Origin of the sequence: Sphingomonas sp. PAMC 26621 (assembly GCF_000251145.1) — a bacterium.
Classification (GTDB): Bacteria; Pseudomonadota; Alphaproteobacteria; order Sphingomonadales; family Sphingomonadaceae; genus Sphingomonas.
Window position 1 is genome coordinate 26,054 of record NZ_AIDW01000009.1, and the last position, 17,011, is coordinate 43,064.

General features: G+C 66.7%; 11 protein-coding genes and 1 pseudogene. 9 read left to right on the forward strand and 3 right to left on the reverse strand.

Annotated elements, in window-relative coordinates; genetic code table 11:
- Window positions 1–42: 42 nt before the first annotated feature.
- Window positions 43–2,294 (reverse strand): annotated as a pseudogene (locus RI03_RS03845) (beta-glucosidase).
- Window positions 2,295–2,512: 218 nt separating this feature from the next.
- Here RI03_RS03845 and RI03_RS03850 point away from each other — a divergent pair.
- From RI03_RS03850 to RI03_RS03880, 7 genes are all read left to right on the forward strand, one after another.
- Window positions 2,513–5,605 (forward strand): TonB-dependent receptor, encoded by a 3,093-nt coding sequence (locus RI03_RS03850; protein WP_010215347.1) that lies wholly within the window; start codon window positions 2,513–2,515, stop codon window positions 5,603–5,605.
- Between the two features lie 110 nt (window positions 5,606–5,715).
- Window positions 5,716–7,239, forward strand: coding sequence for a tryptophan halogenase family protein (locus RI03_RS03855; protein ID WP_010215348.1), 1,524 nt, complete (start codon window positions 5,716–5,718; stop codon window positions 7,237–7,239).
- Window positions 7,239–7,961 (forward strand): SapC family protein, encoded by a 723-nt coding sequence (locus RI03_RS03860; protein WP_010215350.1) that lies wholly within the window; start codon window positions 7,239–7,241, stop codon window positions 7,959–7,961. The genes RI03_RS03855 and RI03_RS03860 overlap by 1 nt, the downstream gene beginning before the upstream one ends.
- A complete protein-coding gene (locus RI03_RS03865; protein WP_010215351.1) occupies window positions 7,954–8,985 on the forward strand; it encodes a cupin-like domain-containing protein in 1,032 nt (343 codons plus the stop codon). Before RI03_RS03860 ends, RI03_RS03865 begins: the two co-directional genes overlap by 8 nt.
- Window positions 8,982–10,460 carry a tryptophan halogenase family protein gene (locus RI03_RS03870; RefSeq protein WP_010215352.1) on the forward strand — a complete coding sequence of 493 codons (1,479 nt, stop codon included), beginning with the start codon at window positions 8,982–8,984 and terminating at the stop codon, window positions 10,458–10,460. The genes RI03_RS03865 and RI03_RS03870 overlap by 4 nt, the downstream gene beginning before the upstream one ends.
- A 5-nt stretch (window positions 10,461–10,465) precedes the next feature.
- Window positions 10,466–11,512: a LacI family DNA-binding transcriptional regulator gene (locus RI03_RS03875; RefSeq protein ID WP_010215353.1), complete on the forward strand. Its 1,047-nt coding sequence runs from the start codon at window positions 10,466–10,468 to the stop codon at window positions 11,510–11,512.
- 60 nt (window positions 11,513–11,572) lie between these two features.
- The gene (locus tag RI03_RS03880; protein ID WP_010215354.1) at window positions 11,573–12,775 is read left to right on the forward strand and encodes an MFS transporter; all 1,203 of its coding nucleotides are present in this window, start codon (window positions 11,573–11,575) and stop codon (window positions 12,773–12,775) included.
- Between the two features lie 105 nt (window positions 12,776–12,880).
- Here the strand turns inward: RI03_RS03880 and RI03_RS03885 are convergent, their stop codons facing one another.
- Window positions 12,881–14,971 (reverse strand): epoxide hydrolase family protein, encoded by a 2,091-nt coding sequence (locus RI03_RS03885; protein WP_010215355.1) that lies wholly within the window; start codon window positions 14,969–14,971, stop codon window positions 12,881–12,883.
- A gap of 177 nt (window positions 14,972–15,148) precedes the next feature.
- On the opposite strand from RI03_RS03885, the gene RI03_RS25060 reads away from it, so the two are divergent.
- Complete coding sequence (locus RI03_RS25060; RefSeq protein WP_274517552.1) at window positions 15,149–15,553, forward strand: SDR family oxidoreductase; 405 nt, start codon at window positions 15,149–15,151, stop codon at window positions 15,551–15,553.
- Window positions 15,550–15,879 (forward strand): SDR family oxidoreductase, encoded by a 330-nt coding sequence (locus RI03_RS25065; RefSeq protein ID WP_274517553.1) that lies wholly within the window; start codon window positions 15,550–15,552, stop codon window positions 15,877–15,879. The genes RI03_RS25060 and RI03_RS25065 overlap by 4 nt, the downstream gene beginning before the upstream one ends.
- Window positions 15,880–15,937: 58 nt before the next feature.
- Here RI03_RS25065 and RI03_RS03895 read toward each other — a convergent pair whose 3' ends face one another.
- Window positions 15,938–16,819 carry a polysaccharide deacetylase family protein gene (locus tag RI03_RS03895; protein WP_026046429.1) on the reverse strand — a complete coding sequence of 294 codons (882 nt, stop codon included), beginning with the start codon at window positions 16,817–16,819 and terminating at the stop codon, window positions 15,938–15,940.
- Window positions 16,820–17,011 lie beyond the last annotated feature (192 nt).

Consider the following 17,011-nt stretch of genomic DNA (forward strand, 5'->3'; position numbering starts at 1 on the left):
CGGGGCCTGGCCCAAGGTGACGGAGGCTGGCGAGATCAATCGCTAGGGCTTCATCGTCGCTGCTGTGACCGTCGCGGTCGATACGAGCGCGCGGTCGCGCGCGTCGTGCGCGAGCGCGACGCGGTAGCGGCCGCCCGCCACTCGCCAGCCCGGCAAGCCGGTATCGTACTCCGCCAGGATGCGCGGTTCCGCCACCAGCGTGACGCGGGTCGTTTCGCCCGGCTTCAGCATCACCCGCCGGAACGCAGCGAGCCGCATCGGTACAGCCGCCCCGTCGCGAGTGACGTACATCTGTGGCACGTCGGCCCCTGCGACCCGCCCGGTGTTGACCACCTCGAAGCTGATGCTGAGCGTCGCGCCGCCCTTCACCACCGGGTTGCGATAGGCGAACTGCGTATAGCTGAGGCCGTAGCCGAACGGGAACAGGGGTTTGGCGTTGGTCTTTTCGTACCAGCGATAGCCGACGTCAGCCCCCTCGACGTAGTCGACCGGGAAGCTAGCCAGTTGGTGCTCGCCGGCATGCCCCGGATCGGCGGCCGCCTGCGCGTCGGCGGCGCTCAGCTTGTCGAGCCCGACGGGCGCGGCGCGGGGGGCCTGGCTGGCGCTGGCGGGGAAGGTGATGGGCAAGCGGCCGGACGGATTGACCCGCCCGGTCAGGATATTGGCGATCGCCGGCCCGCCGCGCTGGCCGGGATACCAGGCCTGCACGACCGCGGGCACCGCCGACAGCCACGGCATCAGCACGGGACCGCCCGTTTCCATCACCGCGATCGTCCTGGGCTGCGCCGCCGCCACCGCGGCGATCAGATCGTCCTGACGATCGGGCAGCGAGAGGTCGGGAACATCCTGCGCCTCGGTCGTCCACTGCGTCGCGAACACGATCGCGACGTCGGCGGCCTTGGCCGCGGCGGCCGCTGCGGCCGGATCGCGGCCATCGATCCAAGTGACCTGTGCCTGTGGCATCGCTGCGCGGATCGCGAGCAGTGGGGAGGAGGCATGCCACGTCACCCGCGCGAACGACGACGCTGCGCCGCTGGTGAGCGGAATCTCGACCGGTGCGCCGCCGACCGACCGCACCTGGCTAGACCCCCCGCCCGACAGGACGCCGACATCCGACCTGCCGCCGATCAGCACAACCCGTTTCGCCGTGCGCGCGAGCGGCAGGAGGTTGCCGTCATTCTTGAGCAGGACGATCCCGGCTTCGGCAGCGCGTTGCGCGACCTCGGCATGGGCTTCGTACGGGATTTGCTGCGCGACGCTGGCAGGCGCGTCATAGGCGCCCGTTTCGATCAGGCCGGTCAGATAGCGCGTCACCATGTCGTCGAGCCGTGCCATCGGCACGCGGCCCGCAGCGATATCGGTCTTGAGTGCGTCGGCGAAGTAGACAGCGTGGTCGAGTTCCTGTCCCGATTCTTGGTCGAGCCCCGCATTCGCCGCCTTGGCGGTCGAATGGACCGCGCCCCAGTCGCTCATCACCCAGCCGCGATAGCCCCAGTCGCGCTTGAGCACGTCGGTGAGGAGATGCTTGTTCTCGCACGCCCAGTCGCCGTTGACCTTGTTGTACGCGCACATCACCGAGCCCGGCTTGCCCGTCTCGATCGCGATCTGGAACGCGAGCAGGTCGCTCATCCGCAGCGCTGCCTCGCCGATTCGCGCGTCGACCACAGTCCGCCCGGTTTCCTGGGCGTTGAGCGCCAGATGCTTGACCGTCGAGACGATCCGGTTCGACTGGACTCCGGCGATATGCGCGCCCGCCAAAGTGCCGGCAAGCAACGGATCCTCGCCGAGATATTCGAAATTGCGGCCGTTCCAGGGGTCGCGCGTCAGGTTGACGCCGCCCGCAAGCAGGACGTTGAACCGTTTTGCGCGTGCTTCCGCGCCAATCATCGCGCCGCCGGCGCGGGCGATCGCGGGATCGAACGTCGCGGCGGTCGCGAGGCTGGATGGCAGGGCGGTCGCGACATCGCCCTTGCGCTGTTCGACCTGGTTGGCGACGCCGAGCGATGCGTCGCTCTCGCGGACCAGCGGGACGCCCAGATGCGGGATGCCGTCGATATGGCCTGCGGACGGGATCAGTTCGTTCGGGGTCTTGCCCTTTGCCATCGGCGGGAACACCCGTGGATGAGCGCGATCTTCTCGTCGACCGTCATTCGCGCGACGATCGCCGCGGCCCGCGTTCGGGCATCCTGTACCGGCGCCTGAGGTTTCGAGTCGCGTGCCTTCACCGGGGCGGTGGCGCCTGCGCCGCACAGGAGCGAGGCTCCCAATAGCCAGACGTGAATCTTCCTTGCCATCCCGACATGCTCCCCTGGTCTAGCGGTCATGCCGTGCCCCGCGGTCTCGCCGCCGGGCCGTGCCGCCGTTGGTGTTGCGCGTAAACAGCATATTCCGAGAACGTTCACAACCGGGCGTTTTCGTAGTGTTGCTGGCTTGACAATCGTTTCGCCGCGGATCAGGTGAACGTTCTCAAACAAGAGGGCGCAGGTGTAAAAGCGCCACGTTTACAGGGAGGATGACGATGGGGGGCTTCAAGACCCGTTTGGCTACGCGACTCGCACTTGGCGGGTCGATGCTAGCGCTCGCGAGCTATCCGATGATGGCTTCGGCACAGGATACGGCCTCGACGATGGGCAATACGGGTCCGTCGACGACCCAGGGCCAGCCAAGCGCGCCCGCGACCACGCAGAGCACCGCAGTGGCAGACGGCACCGCGGTGGCGGACGGGACCCAGGCCCCCGGCGATATCGTCGTTACCGGCATTCGCGCCAGCCTCCGCAACTCGATCAACCTGAAGCGCGACGCGCAGGGCATTGTCGATGCGATCTCGGCGGAAGACATCGGCAAGTTCCCCGACACGAACCTCGCGGAATCGCTCCAGCGTATCACCGGCGTGTCGATCGACCGGTCCAACGGCGAAGGCCAGTTCGTCACGGTGCGCGGCTTTGGCCCGGAATATAACCTCGTCACGCTCAACGGTCGCCAGCTCGCGACGTCGACGATCGGCGACGGCAACAGCGCGCCGGTCTCGCGCTCGTTCGATTTCGCGAACCTCGCCTCCGAAGGCGTCGCCGCCCTCGAGGTCTACAAGTCGGGCCGTGCAAGCGTGCCGTCGGGTGGCATCGGGTCGACCATCAACATCCGGACGCCGCGTCCGTTCGACAAGCCCGGGATCCGTGGCTCGCTATCGGCGCGTGGCGTCGTCGACACGTCGCAGAACGGCGGCAAGGACGTGACGCCCGAAGTCTCGGGCATCTTCTCCGACACGTTCGCGGACGACCGGATTGGCGTGCTGATCCTCGGCTCGTTCCAGGAGCGCCATTTCAGCGCGAACTCGGCCAATGTGGGCTTCCGCGACGGCTATCTCGGTGCGGAAAACAACTGGGGTTCGCTCGCGCAGCCGGGTGACCCGCGCTATGCGAACATCACCAACCGCCCCGGCGCGACCGACGTCTATCAGGTGCCGCAGAATGCGGGCTATGACGTCGTCAACGGCAAGCGTCAGCGTATCAACGGGCAGGCTGTCCTGCAGTTCAAGCCGACCGACACGCTGACCGCGACGTTCGACTACACCTACTCGCGCAATACGGTCGACATTCGCGATAACAGTGTCGGCATCTGGTATAACCACAACGACACGTCGAGCTCGTGGACCAACGGCCCGATCGCTGGGCCCGTCTTCTACACCGAGCGGTTCCAGGCGTCCGAAACCAAGGATCTCGCCTATTCGGCGTCGCAGACCTCGGCGCGTAGCGAGAACAAGGCGATCGGCGGCAATCTGACGTGGAAGGGGCCGGGTGGTGTCACCGTCGTGCTCGACGTCAACCACTCGACCGCGGAATCGAAGCCGAACAGCCCGTATGGCAACAGCAACTCGGTCGGTACCGCGGTGTTCGGCATCCAGAACCAGACGCTCAACTTCGACAACCGGCTGCCGGTCATCTCGTACAACATGTACGGAGGCATCGATCCGCTCAACGCCGCCAACATCGTCCCGACGGGCAATGCGTTCCGCAATTCCTACTTCCGCGACGAGATCAATCAGATCCAGCTGAAGGGGCATTACGAGCACGACAACGGCTTCCTCGACAGCCTCGACTGGGGTGTGCAGTACACCCAGAACAAGGTGCGTTCGGCCTACAGCGTGCTGCAGAACGACACATGGGGCGGGACCGGCGGCGACAGCGCCGCGCAGCGTGCCGCAGCGGCGGCGTTGCTGCCGGACAATCTGTTCAACCTCGTCAGCATTCCCGACAAATTCTCGGGCATCAGCGGCTCGAACGCGTCGAACATCGTCAAGTCGTTCTATTCGTTCAACCTGCCGAGCGTGGTCACGTTGCTCGATCAGGCGTACAAGATCTGCGGCGGCAACGGGCAGTGTCTGCTCCCGTACACCACGGACTCGCGCGTGACCGAAAAGACGATCGCGCCGTATCTGCAGGTCAACGGCAAGTTCGAAGTGATGTCGGTCCCCGGGCACATCATCGGCGGCGTGCGCTACGAGACGACCGACGTCAGCGCGTCCGCGCTGGTGCCGACCCCGTCGGGCGCGCGGCAGAACTCGCAGAACGAGTTCAACATCCTGTTCGCCGGTAGCGGTTTCACCCGGTTCAAGGGCAGCTACCAGAACTGGCTTCCGTCCTTCGATTTCGACATCGAGCCAACGAGCACGATCAAGCTGCGGGCTTCGTACAGCCACACGATCACGCGTGCGGATTACGGCAGCCTCCAGGGCGGGCGCCGGCTCGATACGCTGTTCCGCGTCGGTGGTGGCTTCGGTTCGGTCGGCAATCCGAACCTGATCCCCTTCAAGTCGAAGAACATCGATCTGTCGGCGGAGTGGTATTACACCAGGGAGAGCTACATTTCGGTCGGCTATTTCCACAAGAATGTGTCGAACTACATCAGCAGCACCGTGGTGAACCAGACGATCCCCGGGATCACGTCGCCGACGACGACCTTCAACGGGGTGACGCAGAACGGGCCACGCTATCAGGCGGCGCTCAATGCCCTTGGTACCAACGCGACCTTCGCGCAGATCCGCGACTTCATCGGCACCAATTATCCGGGTGGCGTGGTCAACGGGACGATCGTGGCGCAGCCGAACGATCCACTTGCCAACTTCGTGATCACGACGCCGTTCAACAGCGCAAACTCCGCTAGTGTCGATGGCTTCGAGTTCGCAATCCAGCACAACTTCTGGCGCACCGGCTTCGGCACGATTCTCAACTACACAATTGTCAACGGCAACCGGAACTTTAACAATCGCCTGCCTGCCAGCGTGTCGCAGTTCGCGATCACAGGTTTGTCGGACAGTGCCAACGCGGTGCTGTTCTATGACAAGAACGGCCTGCAGGCGCGCGCCGCCTACAATTGGCGCAAGGGGTATTTGGCGTCGGGGACGGGCATCAATCCGTTATACGTCGATACCTATGGCCAGCTCGACGTCAGCGCGAGCTATGCGCTGACCAAGAACATCTCGGTGTTCGTCGAGGGGATCAACGTCAACAGCGAGGATCGCAGCGGTCATCTCCGGTCCGAACGCAACATCAACTTCGTCACCAAGCAGGATCCCCGCTACTCGGCGGGTGCGCGGATCTCGTTCTAAGGCCTCGGGTAGACCACTCGCGCCCGGCGTGGGTGGTCTTTTCGCTTGGCTGAGGGCACAAGGCTATCGAACAAGGCTTGGGTACGGGCCACGCAACAGGACGGGCCACAGTGGATACGGCCATCACGAAGATCGTCATCGTCGGCGGCGGGACCGCAGGCTGGCTGGCCGCCTGCCGGATCGCCGCCGCGGCGCACCCCGCCGCCGCTGATCCGATCACCGTCACCCTCGTCGAATCCCCCGATGTGCCGACGATCGGCGTCGGGGAGGGGACGTGGCCGACGATGCGCGCCACGCTGGAGCGGATCGGGATCGGCGAGGCCGAATTCCTGCTCGCCTGCGACGCGTCGTTCAAGCACGGCTCGCGCTTCAGGGGCTGGGCGAGCGACGCGTCCGACGACGTGTATTTCCATCCCTTCACGCCACCGGTCGAGGCGGACGCCCGCGGACTCGTCGCTGCATGGCAGGCAGACGCAGCGAACGCGCCGTTCGCCGATGTCGTCACCCCGCAACCGCAGGTCGCGCGGCAGTGCCTCGCGCCCCGCCAGCGGACGATGCCCGATTTCGCAGGCGCGCTGAATTATGGCTATCATCTCGACGCGGGCAAGCTTGCCGCATTGCTGATGCGACACGCGACCGAACGGCTCGGCGTGCGCCACCTGCGGGACCATGTGACCGGGGTCGATCGCGCGGAAACCGGCGACGTGATCGCCGTACGCACCCGCGACAATGGCGCGGTCGGGGGCGACCTGTTCCTCGATTGCTCGGGCCATGCCGCGCTGCTGGTCGGCGAAGTGCCGTTCATCGACCGGGGCGACGTGCTGTTCAACGACCGTGCGCTGGCGGTGCAGGTGCCGGTCGCCCCGGACAGCCCGATCGCGGCGCAGACCGACGCGACCGCCCATGCGGCCGGATGGATCTGGGACATCGGCTTGCCGACCCGGCGCGGGGTCGGTTGCGTCTATTCCTCCGCGCATATGAGCGACGACGAAGCGCTGGCGGCGCTGACCGCGTATGTCGGCACGCCCGAGCTGGTCGAACCCCGACGATTGCGCTTCCGGTCGGGGCACCGCGCGCAATTCTGGACGGGCAATTGCCTTGCGATCGGGCTGTCGGCGGGGTTCCTGGAACCGCTCGAGGCGTCGGCGATCGTCACGGTCGAGCTGTCGCTCGATGCCTTGCTCGACGACTGGCCGACCCGCGCGACGATGCCGCTGGTCGCGGCGCGCTTCAACACGCTGTTCCGCTATCGCTGGGACCGGATCGTCGAGTTCCTCAAGCTGCATTACGTGCTTAGCCGGCGCGAGGGACGCTATTGGCAGGACCATCGCGATCCCGCATCGATCCCGCCGCGGCTCGCCGAATTGCTCGCGCTGTGGCAGCATCGTCCGCCGCTGCGCGCCGACCTGCCGATGGTAGACGAGATGTTCCCCGCCGCGAGCTATCACTATATCCTGTACGGCATGGGGGCATCCCCGCCCGCCACGGGGCCGCTGCGCGCAGGCGCGCTTCCGTCACTCGCGCCGATCGCGCAGCGCACCCGCAGCATGGTGGCCGCGCTGCCGCCGATACGGGCCTATCTCGACGCGTGCCGGGCGGCGCGCCAACCGATCGCTATGGAGCAGTTTTCCTGATGGCCAACCACGTCCTTCTCACCAGCGAGGAGCACCGCACGCTGCGCATCGATCCGTCGCGCGGCGCGGCCTTCGGCGATGCGGTGATGTCGTGCCTGATCGTGCCGAGCGAGTTTCGCCGCGTCCAGAACGACTATCCGATCCTGTTCCGCCTGACGCCGCAGCGCGATCGTTTCCAGGCGCTGGCGATGTTCGGGTTCGAACCCGGCGAGAACCTGTTCCTCGACGGCACGCGCTGGGATGCGCGTTATCGCCCGCTCGCGCTAAAGATCCAGCCGTTCCTGATCGGCCATCCCGCGACGCCGGGCGGCGACAAGCAGATTCATCTCGACCTCGACAGCGCGCGCGTCGCGACCGGCGGGGAGGGGGTGCGCGTGTTCGACGACCTCGGACGCCCGACGCCCTATCTTGAAACGGTTGCCGAACAGCTCGGCGAGCTGGATCTGGGCTGGCAGGCGACCGACGGCTTCTTCGCCGCACTCAACCGGCATGAATTGCTCGAACCGCTGACGCTGGAAATCACGCTCGACGACGGCACGACCAACCGGCTGGTCGGCTATCACGGGATCGCCGAGGAACGGCTCCAGCAACTCGATGCGACGGCATTGGGGGAGCTTCAGGCGGAGGGGTACCTGATGCCGGTGTTCATGGCGGTGGCGTCACTCGCCAACGTCGCCGAGCTGATCGCGCGGAAGAGCCTTCGGGAAGCGGCGCGTGGCTGAGGCGGATCGTGGCATCTTCGCGGATCTGGCGACGGTGCCCGAAGTCCGCGTCGCGGATGCCGCCGAGCTGGATGCGAGGCTGCGCAGTGCCGCGGCGCCGTTCGTGGTGCGCGGGCTGGTCAAGGACTGGCCGCTGGTCGAGGCGGGGCGTCGCTCGTCGCGCGATGCGCGCGCCTATCTGCTGCAGCACCACCGCGACATGGCGTTCACCGTCGCGATCGGCGAACAGGGTGCGGACGGCCGGTTGTTCTACGATGCGGCGATGGCGATGAACTTCCGCACGCTGCGCGCCAAGCTGCCCGACATCTTCCAGCGAATCGATTCGATCGAGGGGCGCGCGGGGGCGCCGCCGGTCTATCTCGCGTCGATCGACATGCACCAGTTCTTCGACGGGCTGTACGAGGCGAACCACGTCGATCTGGGCGATCGCACCTGCCTGGCGAGCATCTGGATCGGCACGAAGACACGGATTGCGGCGCATAACGACCTGCCCAACAATCTGGCGTGCGTGGCGGCGGGGCGGCGACGCTTCACGCTGTTCCCGCGCGAACAGTTCCGCAACCTACATCTCGGGCCGATCGACAATACGCCTGCAGGCCGTGCGATCAGCATGGTCGATTTTCACGCGCCCGATGCAGCGCTGCATCCGCGCTTCCCCGACGCACTGGCGCATGCGCAGGTCGCCGAGCTCGAGGCGGGCGACGCTTTGTATATTCCGGCGATGTGGTGGCACCATGTCGAAGGGCTGGCCGATTTCAACGTGCTGGTGAATTACTGGTGGCGCGAGACGCCGCGCTGGATGGGGTCGCCGCAGGATGCGCTCAACCATGCGCTGCTCGCGATCCGCGATTTGCCCGAGGACCAGAAGCGGCACTGGCGCGACCTGTTCGACTATTACGTCTTCAACAATGGCGACGACGTGACCGCGCACATCCCCGGGGAGGGGCGCAGCGTGCTCGCCCCGCTCACCCCGGAAAGCGCCGACCGTATCCGCGCCTTCCTGCTCAGGAACCTCAGCCAATGATTGCCAGCCCACGTCGTATCGTCGTCGCCGGGGGCGGCACCGCGGGGTGGATGGCCGCCGCCGCAATCGCGCGGACGATGGGCCGCACCGCCGAAGTGACGTTGATCGAATCCGACGCGATCGGGACGGTCGGGGTCGGGGAATCGACGATCCCGCCGCTCGTCACCTACAACCGGCTGCTCGGGATCGGTGAGGCCGATTTCATGCGCGCGACGCAGGCGACCTTCAAGCTCGGCATCCTGTTCGATGGCTGGAAGGATGGCACCGACCGCTATTTCCACTCGTTCGGGATCACCGGGCAGGACCATTGGTCCGCGGGGTTCCAGCATTTCTGGATGAACGGACGCGAACGCGGGCATGATGCGTCGTACGACGCCTATTGCCTCGAGCTTGCCGCCGCGATGGAAGGCAAGTTCGCGCATCTGCCCGATGAGCGGATGAACTACGCCTATCAACTCGATTCATCGCTTTACGCGCAGTTCCTCCGCCGCATGGCGGAAGCCGACGGCACGCGCCGGATCGAGGGCAGGATCGTGCGCGTCGCGCTCGACGGCGAGACCGGGGACGTCGCCGCGCTGCACCTGGACTCGGGTGCCGTGGTCGAGGGCGATCTGTTCCTCGATTGCACCGGGTTTCGCGCGCTGCTGATCGAGCAGGCGCTCCATGCCGGCTATGACGACTGGAGCCACTGGCTGCCGTGCGATTCCGCCATCGCGGTGCAGACCGAGAGCGTCCGGCCGCCCGTGCCCTACACCCGCGCGATGGCGCATGACGCGGGCTGGCAGTGGCGCATTCCGCTCCAGCATCGAACCGGCAACGGCATCGTCTATTGCAGCCGCTATCTCGACCGCGAGACCGCGCTGGAACGGCTGCTCGGCAACGTCGAGGGCACGGTGCTGACCGAGCCGAACACCATCCGCTTCGTCACCGGCGCGCGGCGGCGGCAATGGCACCGCAACGTCGTCGCGATCGGCCTGTCGGGCGGGTTCATGGAGCCGCTCGAATCGACCAGCATCCACCTCATCCAGCGCGCGATCCTGCGGCTGATCCGGATGATGCCGGGCGGGTCGATCTCGCCACGCGACATCGCCGAGTTCAACGACCAGCAGTTCGCCGACATGGAGCAGATCCGCGACTTCCTGATCCTCCATTACAAGGCGACCGACCGGCGCGATTCGCCTTTCTGGCGGCAATGCGCCGCGATGGACGTGCCGGAAAGCCTGGCGCAGAAGATCGCGCTGTTCCGCGAGACCGGCCGCGTGTTCCGCCGCAACGAGGAGCTGTTCGCGGAGAACAGTTGGGTGCAGGTGATGATGGGCCAGGGCATCGTGCCCGCCACCTATCACCCGATCGCAGCCAAGCTGCGCGACGAGGAACTGGCGAAGTTCCTGTCGAACCTGCGCGACAATGTCACGCGGACGGTAGCGGGGCTGCCGGGACATGCCGAATATGTCGCCCATTATTGCGGCGGTTGAAGGCAGTGGCACGCAGGCGGCAGGCCGTCACGATCAAGCATGTCGCGGCGGATGCGGGGGTATCGCTGCAGACGGTCAGCCGGGTCGTGAACAAGGAGGCGGGCGTCCGGCCGGAGATGGCCGCACGCGTGCAGGAAGCGATCGACCGGCTGGGGTATGTGCCCTCGATCGCGGCCCAACGGATGGGCGGCTCGCGCTCGTATCTCATCGTCGCGCTCAATGATCGGGAGCGGACGATCGCCGATTGGCGCGCGCGCGAAGGGACCGACTGGGTCGACCAGATGCTGTTGGGCGGGATGCTGACCTGCGCGACCTATGGCTACCGGATGATCGTGGAACTGGTCGACACGCATAGCGATCATATCGAGCGCGAACTGATGGGCGCGATTGCCGCGTTGCAGCCCGACGGCGTGATCCTGACTCCGCCGCATTCGGAAAACCCACTCATCATCAATCTGCTGGAGTCGCACGGGATCAGTTTCGCCCGGATTGGCTCGCGGCGCGCGGGGCCTGGCTTTGCGCTGACGATGGACGACGAGCGCTCGGCCTCGAGCGCGACCGAGCATCTCGTCGCGCTGGGACACGAGCGGATCGGCTTCATCGCGGGACCCTCCGAATATCAATTGAGCGCGTGGCGTGCCGAGGGGTGGCGCGCCGCGATGGCGGCGGCGGGGCTTGAGGATGACCTGCTGGCGCGTGGTGATTTCAGTTTTGCCTCGGGGCAGGCGGCGGCCGCCGCACTCCTCGACGCGGCCGAACCGGCAACCGCGATCATCGCCAGCAACGACCAGATGGCCCTTGCCACGCTCGAAACCTGTCGAGACCGCAAACTCGTCGTTCCGCGCGACGTGTCGTTGATCAGCTTCGACAACACGCCGATCGTTCGTTTCGCGCATCCACCGCTGACCGCAATCGACCAGCCTATCGCCGATCTGGCGGCACGCGCCGTCGAACTCATCATCGCCGAACTCGCTGGTCGCGAGGCTCCGCAGCAGCCGATCATCGTTCCCGCGACGCTGGATTTGCGCCGGTCGACCGCGCGGCGTCGCTAGCGTGCCCGTCTCTCTTGCCGCGCTGACGGCGCGACCGGGCTGCGTTCAACGATCATGCCCATGAAGCGCTCTCCGGCCGTCCGTGGTCCCGGGCAGCCGACCGTTTGGCTGCCGGTGCTGGGTGCGTTTGCCTATGCCGGCTGTGTCGTCGCCTATCTGCCTCTCCTGACGTTGCTGCTGCCGCTACGGGTCGAGCAGATTGCGGGGGAAGCGCGGTTGGGCGTGCTGGCGACGGCCATGATCGCCGGCGCGGCGATGGCCAGCATCGCCGGCATCCTGTTCGGTTGGCTGAGCGACCGTTCGCTCGAACGGGGCACGGGACGGCGTTCGTGGATCGCGGCTGGTCTCGTGGCGACGATCCTGTCCTACGCGGGTGTTGCCGAGGCGCGCACCCCAGCCATGCTCGTCCTCGCAGTGATGGCGTTCCAGCTGTCGCTGAACGTCGCGCTGGCACCGCTGGTGGCACTGCTTGCCGAGGAGATTTCCGATACGCAGAACGGACTGATGAGCGGTTTGCTCGCAGGCGCGCAGCCGCTTGGTGCGGTGATCGGTCCGTTGCTGGCGGGATGGACCCAACCCGAACTGGGTCTGCGTCTGTCGCTGATCGCGGTCATCGTCGTGCTGTGCATCGGTCCGTTACTGGCGACGTCGGCGCGCAAGACGGTGCAGCGATCCGAACCGACGGCCCCGGTCCTGTCCCCCGATCTCGCCATCGCCTGGCTGTCCCGCCTCATGGTCCAGATCGCGGGCAATGTCCTGTTCGCGTACCTCCTTTTCTATATGGAGCGGTTCGCGGTGCCCTCTGCGTCGGGCGACACGGCCACCCAGGTGGGATGGCTGATCCTCATCGCAAGCGTCGTGCCGTTGCCTCTGGCGGTTTTCCTCGGTCGCTGGTCGGACCGGATCGGACGGCGAAAGCCATTCCTGATCGCCGCTTCCGCATTCGACGCCGCAGGGCTGGTGGTGATGGCATTCGCGGACGACTGGACCGTCGCTGCGACGGGCTTCTGTCTGTATTCGACTGGCTGGCTGGTCTTCCTGACGCTGCAGATCGGTTTCGTCATGCAACTGCTTCCAAATCCGAACCGGCGGGGGCGGGATCTCGGGCTGATCAATTTGTCGAATACCGTGCCGGTGCTGATCGGGCCGGCACTGGCGTGGTGGCTCGCGACACCGCGAAACTTCGGCCTGCTGTTCCTGACGCTCGCCGGATTGTCGTTCATCGGGGGAGTGGCGATGCTCGGCATAAAGGGGCGTCGGTAACGACAGAACCGGGTTGTGCGGTTTGGGCCGGTCGGTCTGTCGCCGCGCCGTCGCCGTATCGAAAACACGATACGGCGACGGCAGCCACGCTGGAGCGGATCGGCGCTATTGCCAGAGGCGTTCGGCGCAGGCGCGGATGAAGGCAGCGCTTGCCGCCGGATGCGCGACCGGAAGCATGTGGCCGCCGTCCGTGCGCTCCAGCGTCGCGCCCGGGATTGCCGCCACTGCACGATTGCCGTCGATCGCAGGCGCGATGACCTGATCCTCGCGCCCGTACAGCAGCGCGACCGGGATCGTCACCGTCGGATAGCGGTGGGCGATCGCGGTGAGATCCCTGTCGGCACTCGCGAGTTCCACCAGCGCGGCGTTGACCGAGATCGGCCGATCCCCGAGCCGGCCACCGCCGCGCGTTGCGAAGTCGCGTGGAACCGGATCGGGTGCGAAGATGGAACGCCAGCGCATATCGAACGCCGCGCGGCTGATCGGCGTGCCGAGCACATTGGCGAAAACCGTGCGTGCGGTTGGGCTGCCGTCGATCGCGTCGGCGACCGGCGCGGGCATTGCGTGGGGAGGCTGCGTCATCGGCGCGAGCAGCGCCAAGCCGGCAATCGCGCCCGGATGGTGAGTCGCCACGCCCAGCGCAACCGCGCCCGCGATCGAATGGCCGACGAGCAGTGGTGGATGGTCGAGCGCAAGCGCCTCGATCAGCGCCGCGATGATCGCCGACTGGGCGAGGATGCCGGGTTGGTCCCCGTTCGCGACCGAATAGCCCGAACCGGGCCGGTCGACGAGGATCACGCGGTAGCGGTCCGCCAGCGCGTCGGCGACGCCGTAGGAAAAGTTGCGAAGCTGCGCGCCCAACCCGTGCAGCAGGACGATCGTCGGGCCCGTGCCGCGATCGACGTAATGCAGGCGCGTACCGGCAACGGTGATGAACGTGCCGTCCGCCGGAACGTCCTGCTCGATCCGCCCGGTCGTCGCGCGCGTGTAGAGCGCTGCCGCCGCGAGGGTCGCAGCGACCGCGCCGGCCGACCGAAGCGCGAACGCGCGCTTGCCGGACCCGCGCGAAACCGCCTTGGACGCGAAGAAGCGGCGCATGTCCGCAAGCAGCAGACCGGGTTGCTCGAGCGCCGCGAAGTGTCCGCCAGCGGGCATCTCGGTCCATTGCACGATCGTGTAGGTCTTCCGCGCGAGCGAGCGGGGCGGCGGGGCGAAGACCGGATCGGGGAACGCCGCGACCGCGGTCGGCACGCGAATGCGCGTTCCCGCAGGAAACTTGCCCGATCCTTCCAGCACGCGGCCCCGGTACATCCAGGTCGACGTCACGAACGACCCCTCGACCAGATACAGCATGATGTTGGTGAGCAGAAAATCCTCGTCGAACGTCTGCCACAGGTCGGGGCGACCCTGCGCATTGCGGGGAACGTCGGCCCAGGCACCGAACTCTTCGAGGGTCCATGCCGCGATTCCGACCGGACTGTCCGACATCGCGACGCCGAGCGTCTGCGGACGCGTGCCCTGTTCCAGCGAATAGCCGGTTTCCTCCTTGGCGGTCTCGGCGCGCTGCTCGGCCCAGGCGTGTTCCTCGAACTTCGTCGGCACTGCGTCTTCCGCCTGGAGCAGCACCATGTTGAGATGAAGCCCGGCGACGGCGTCGGGATGCTGGTGCGCGATCCATCCGCCGATCGCGGCGCCCCAGTCGCCACCCTGGACGAGATAGCGGGCCGTGCCGAACAGCTCGACCATGAGCCCGTGCATCAGCTCGGCGGTCTGCTTCGGCCCGATCGGCGCGGATGGCCGGCCCGAGAAGGCGTAGCCCGGAAGCGAGGGGATGACGACATCGTGACCATCCGCAACCAGCGGCGCGATCAGCGCCTCGAATTCCAGGAACGAGCCGGGCCAGCCGTGCAGCAACAGCAGCGGCGGCCGTGAGCCATCGCCGCGCGCGTGGATGAAGTGAAGGCGCTGGCCCTGCACCTTGGTGGTGAACTGCGGCAGCGTGTTGAGCCGTCGTTCCTGTGCGCGCCAGTCGTAGCGCGTCAGCCAGTGATCAACGAGCCGCTTCAGATCGGCAAGCCCGACCCCTGATTGCCATTCGCCCGCATCCGGCACCATCGTCCAGTCGAACGCCGCGACCTTCGCGCGGATGGTGGCGAGCCGATCGTCCGGCACGGCGATGATAAACGGGTCTGCCATATCGGGATCCTGCCAGTCGAAGTGCGTGGGAACGGGGGTTCGTGATCGAAGCCCCCCTCAACGTCCGAACCGCGGATGCGTTCACCGGCGTCCTGCCGGACGGAAACGATGGGGGCGTTGGGCCTTCCATGAGGGCAAAGCGTTCTCGAGCGCTGACATTCCATCGAAGGACGGATTATGAAAATGCAGGATCTGACCGGCAAGGTCGCGGTGATTACCGGTGCGTCGAGCGGGATCGGCGAAGCGGCCGCGCGACTGCTCGTCGCGGAGGGCGTTCGCGTCGTGCTGGTGGCTCGGCGGCGCGAGCGGATCGACACGCTGGTGGCGGAACTTGGCGACGCGGCGATCGCGCTCACCGCCGACGTCGGCGATGCGGCGGCGGTCGCGAGCGTCTTCGCCGAGGTCGAGCGGCGGTTCGGTGGGCTCGACCTGCTGTTCAACAACGCCGGCCTCGGCATCAACGCGCGCTTCGAAGACAGCAATCCCGCCGACTGGAAACAGATGATCGACGTCAACCTGTACGGCGTCCTCTACTGCACGCAGGCGGCGATCCCGCTGATGCGGGGCCGGTGGGCGCGATGATTTCTTCGGTGTCGAGTGTCGGCGGGCGGTACGGGACCGAATCCTGGTCGGCCTATAGCGCCATCAAGTTCGCGGTGGTTGGCTTTCACGATGCCTTGCGCAAGGAGCTTGGCGGCGATGGCATCCGCGTTTCCGTGATCGAGCCAGGCGCGGTGTGGACCGAGTTCGGCCAGAATGTGAGCGATGCGATGCGCGAACGGCGCGAGAGCCTCGATGCGCTGACGTCAGAGGACGTCGCACAGGCGCTCGTCTATGCCTTCGCGCAGCCGCCGCGGGTGCTGGTCGAGGAGATCCTGCTGCGTCCGGTCAGGCAGGTCGCCCCCTGACCGGCGGCGCTCTTACGTCAGAAGGGGCGGGGCCATGCCCGCCCCTCCGTCGTACGGATCAGGCCGCCAGATTGTGGGCCTCGACATGCGCGGCGATGTCGCCCGCGGTCGTCCACCAGATGCGGGGATCGTTCGCTTCGCGGAGTTCGGTCAGCACCTGCGCCAGCGCGGGGACGCGATGCGCCTGCCCCATGATGTAGGGATGAAGCGCGATCCCGAGCACCAGCGGGCGGCGGTCGCATTCGGACAAAAGCTGCGCGACATTGGCGCGGATCATGTCGGCGAACGTGTCAGCCTCCTGCTTGCGCTCGATGATCGCGGGGAGATCGTTGATTTCCTGCGAATAGGGGACGGAGAGCAGGCCACCGTGGTCGGTCGCGAGCCGGGTCGGCTGGTCGTCGTGCGCCCAGTCGAGCACATAGCGATAGCCGTTCCTGGCAAGCAGGTCGGGCGTGTTCTTGCTTTCCGAGATCCAGGGGCCGAGCCAGCCGGTGGGGCGCACGTCGAGCGCCGCCAGCCGCTCGGTCACGTCGGCGATCAGATGCGCCTCGCGCGACCGGAACAGCGCGCCTTGCGCCGTGGCGTTGCTGCCCCCGTGCGCTGCGATCTCGTCGCCACGGTCGCGACAGGCTTCGGCAAGTCCGGGGCAGCGATCGAGCACGTCGGCGTTGAGGAGCGCAGTGGTGCGAAGCCCGAGCCGGTCGAACAGATCGAACAGCCGCCACGCGCCGACGCGATTGCCGTAATCGCGCCACGCGTAGTTCATCACGTCGGGCTTGGTCTGCGACGACGCCAGTTCGGGGCCGAGACCGCTGCCGAAGTCGAACACCTCGTAATTGACGCCGAGATAAATGGCGAGGCGGCGGCCATCGGGCCAGTCGTAATCCGGGCGTCCGACGATCGGGCGATAGGCGTAGCGGTCATGGTGCGAGCTGCTCATCGCGCGACAACGCGCGAAGCCGCCGATCGCTTCCACCGGATTTTGGCGGTTCCGACCGGCAGATCGTGACCGTCCAGCAGCAGTCCGCGGACAGCTTCCGCGCCCAACTCGAGGATGCCTGCGCCTGGCTCGAAGGCGAGGCGGCCAGCTTCGGCGGGCGGATGCTGCCGATCCATCTGACCCCCTATGTCA

Coding starts and splice junctions, on each gene's coding strand:
- RI03_RS03850 (WP_010215347.1), top strand. CDS start 2,513: ATGACGATGGGGGGCTTCAAGACCCGTTTGGCTACGCGACTCGCACTT.
- RI03_RS03860 (WP_010215350.1), top strand. CDS start 7,239: ATGGCCAACCACGTCCTTCTCACCAGCGAGGAGCACCGCACGCTGCGC.
- RI03_RS03870 (WP_010215352.1), top strand. CDS start 8,982: ATGATTGCCAGCCCACGTCGTATCGTCGTCGCCGGGGGCGGCACCGCG.
- RI03_RS03880 (WP_010215354.1), top strand. CDS start 11,573: ATGAAGCGCTCTCCGGCCGTCCGTGGTCCCGGGCAGCCGACCGTTTGG.
- RI03_RS03885 (WP_010215355.1), bottom strand. CDS start 14,971: ATGGCAGACCCGTTTATCATCGCCGTGCCGGACGATCGGCTCGCCACC.
- RI03_RS25060 (WP_274517552.1), top strand. CDS start 15,149: ATGAAAATGCAGGATCTGACCGGCAAGGTCGCGGTGATTACCGGTGCG.
- RI03_RS25065 (WP_274517553.1), top strand. CDS start 15,550: ATGATTTCTTCGGTGTCGAGTGTCGGCGGGCGGTACGGGACCGAATCC.
- RI03_RS03895 (WP_026046429.1), bottom strand. CDS start 16,819: ATGAGCAGCTCGCACCATGACCGCTACGCCTATCGCCCGATCGTCGGA.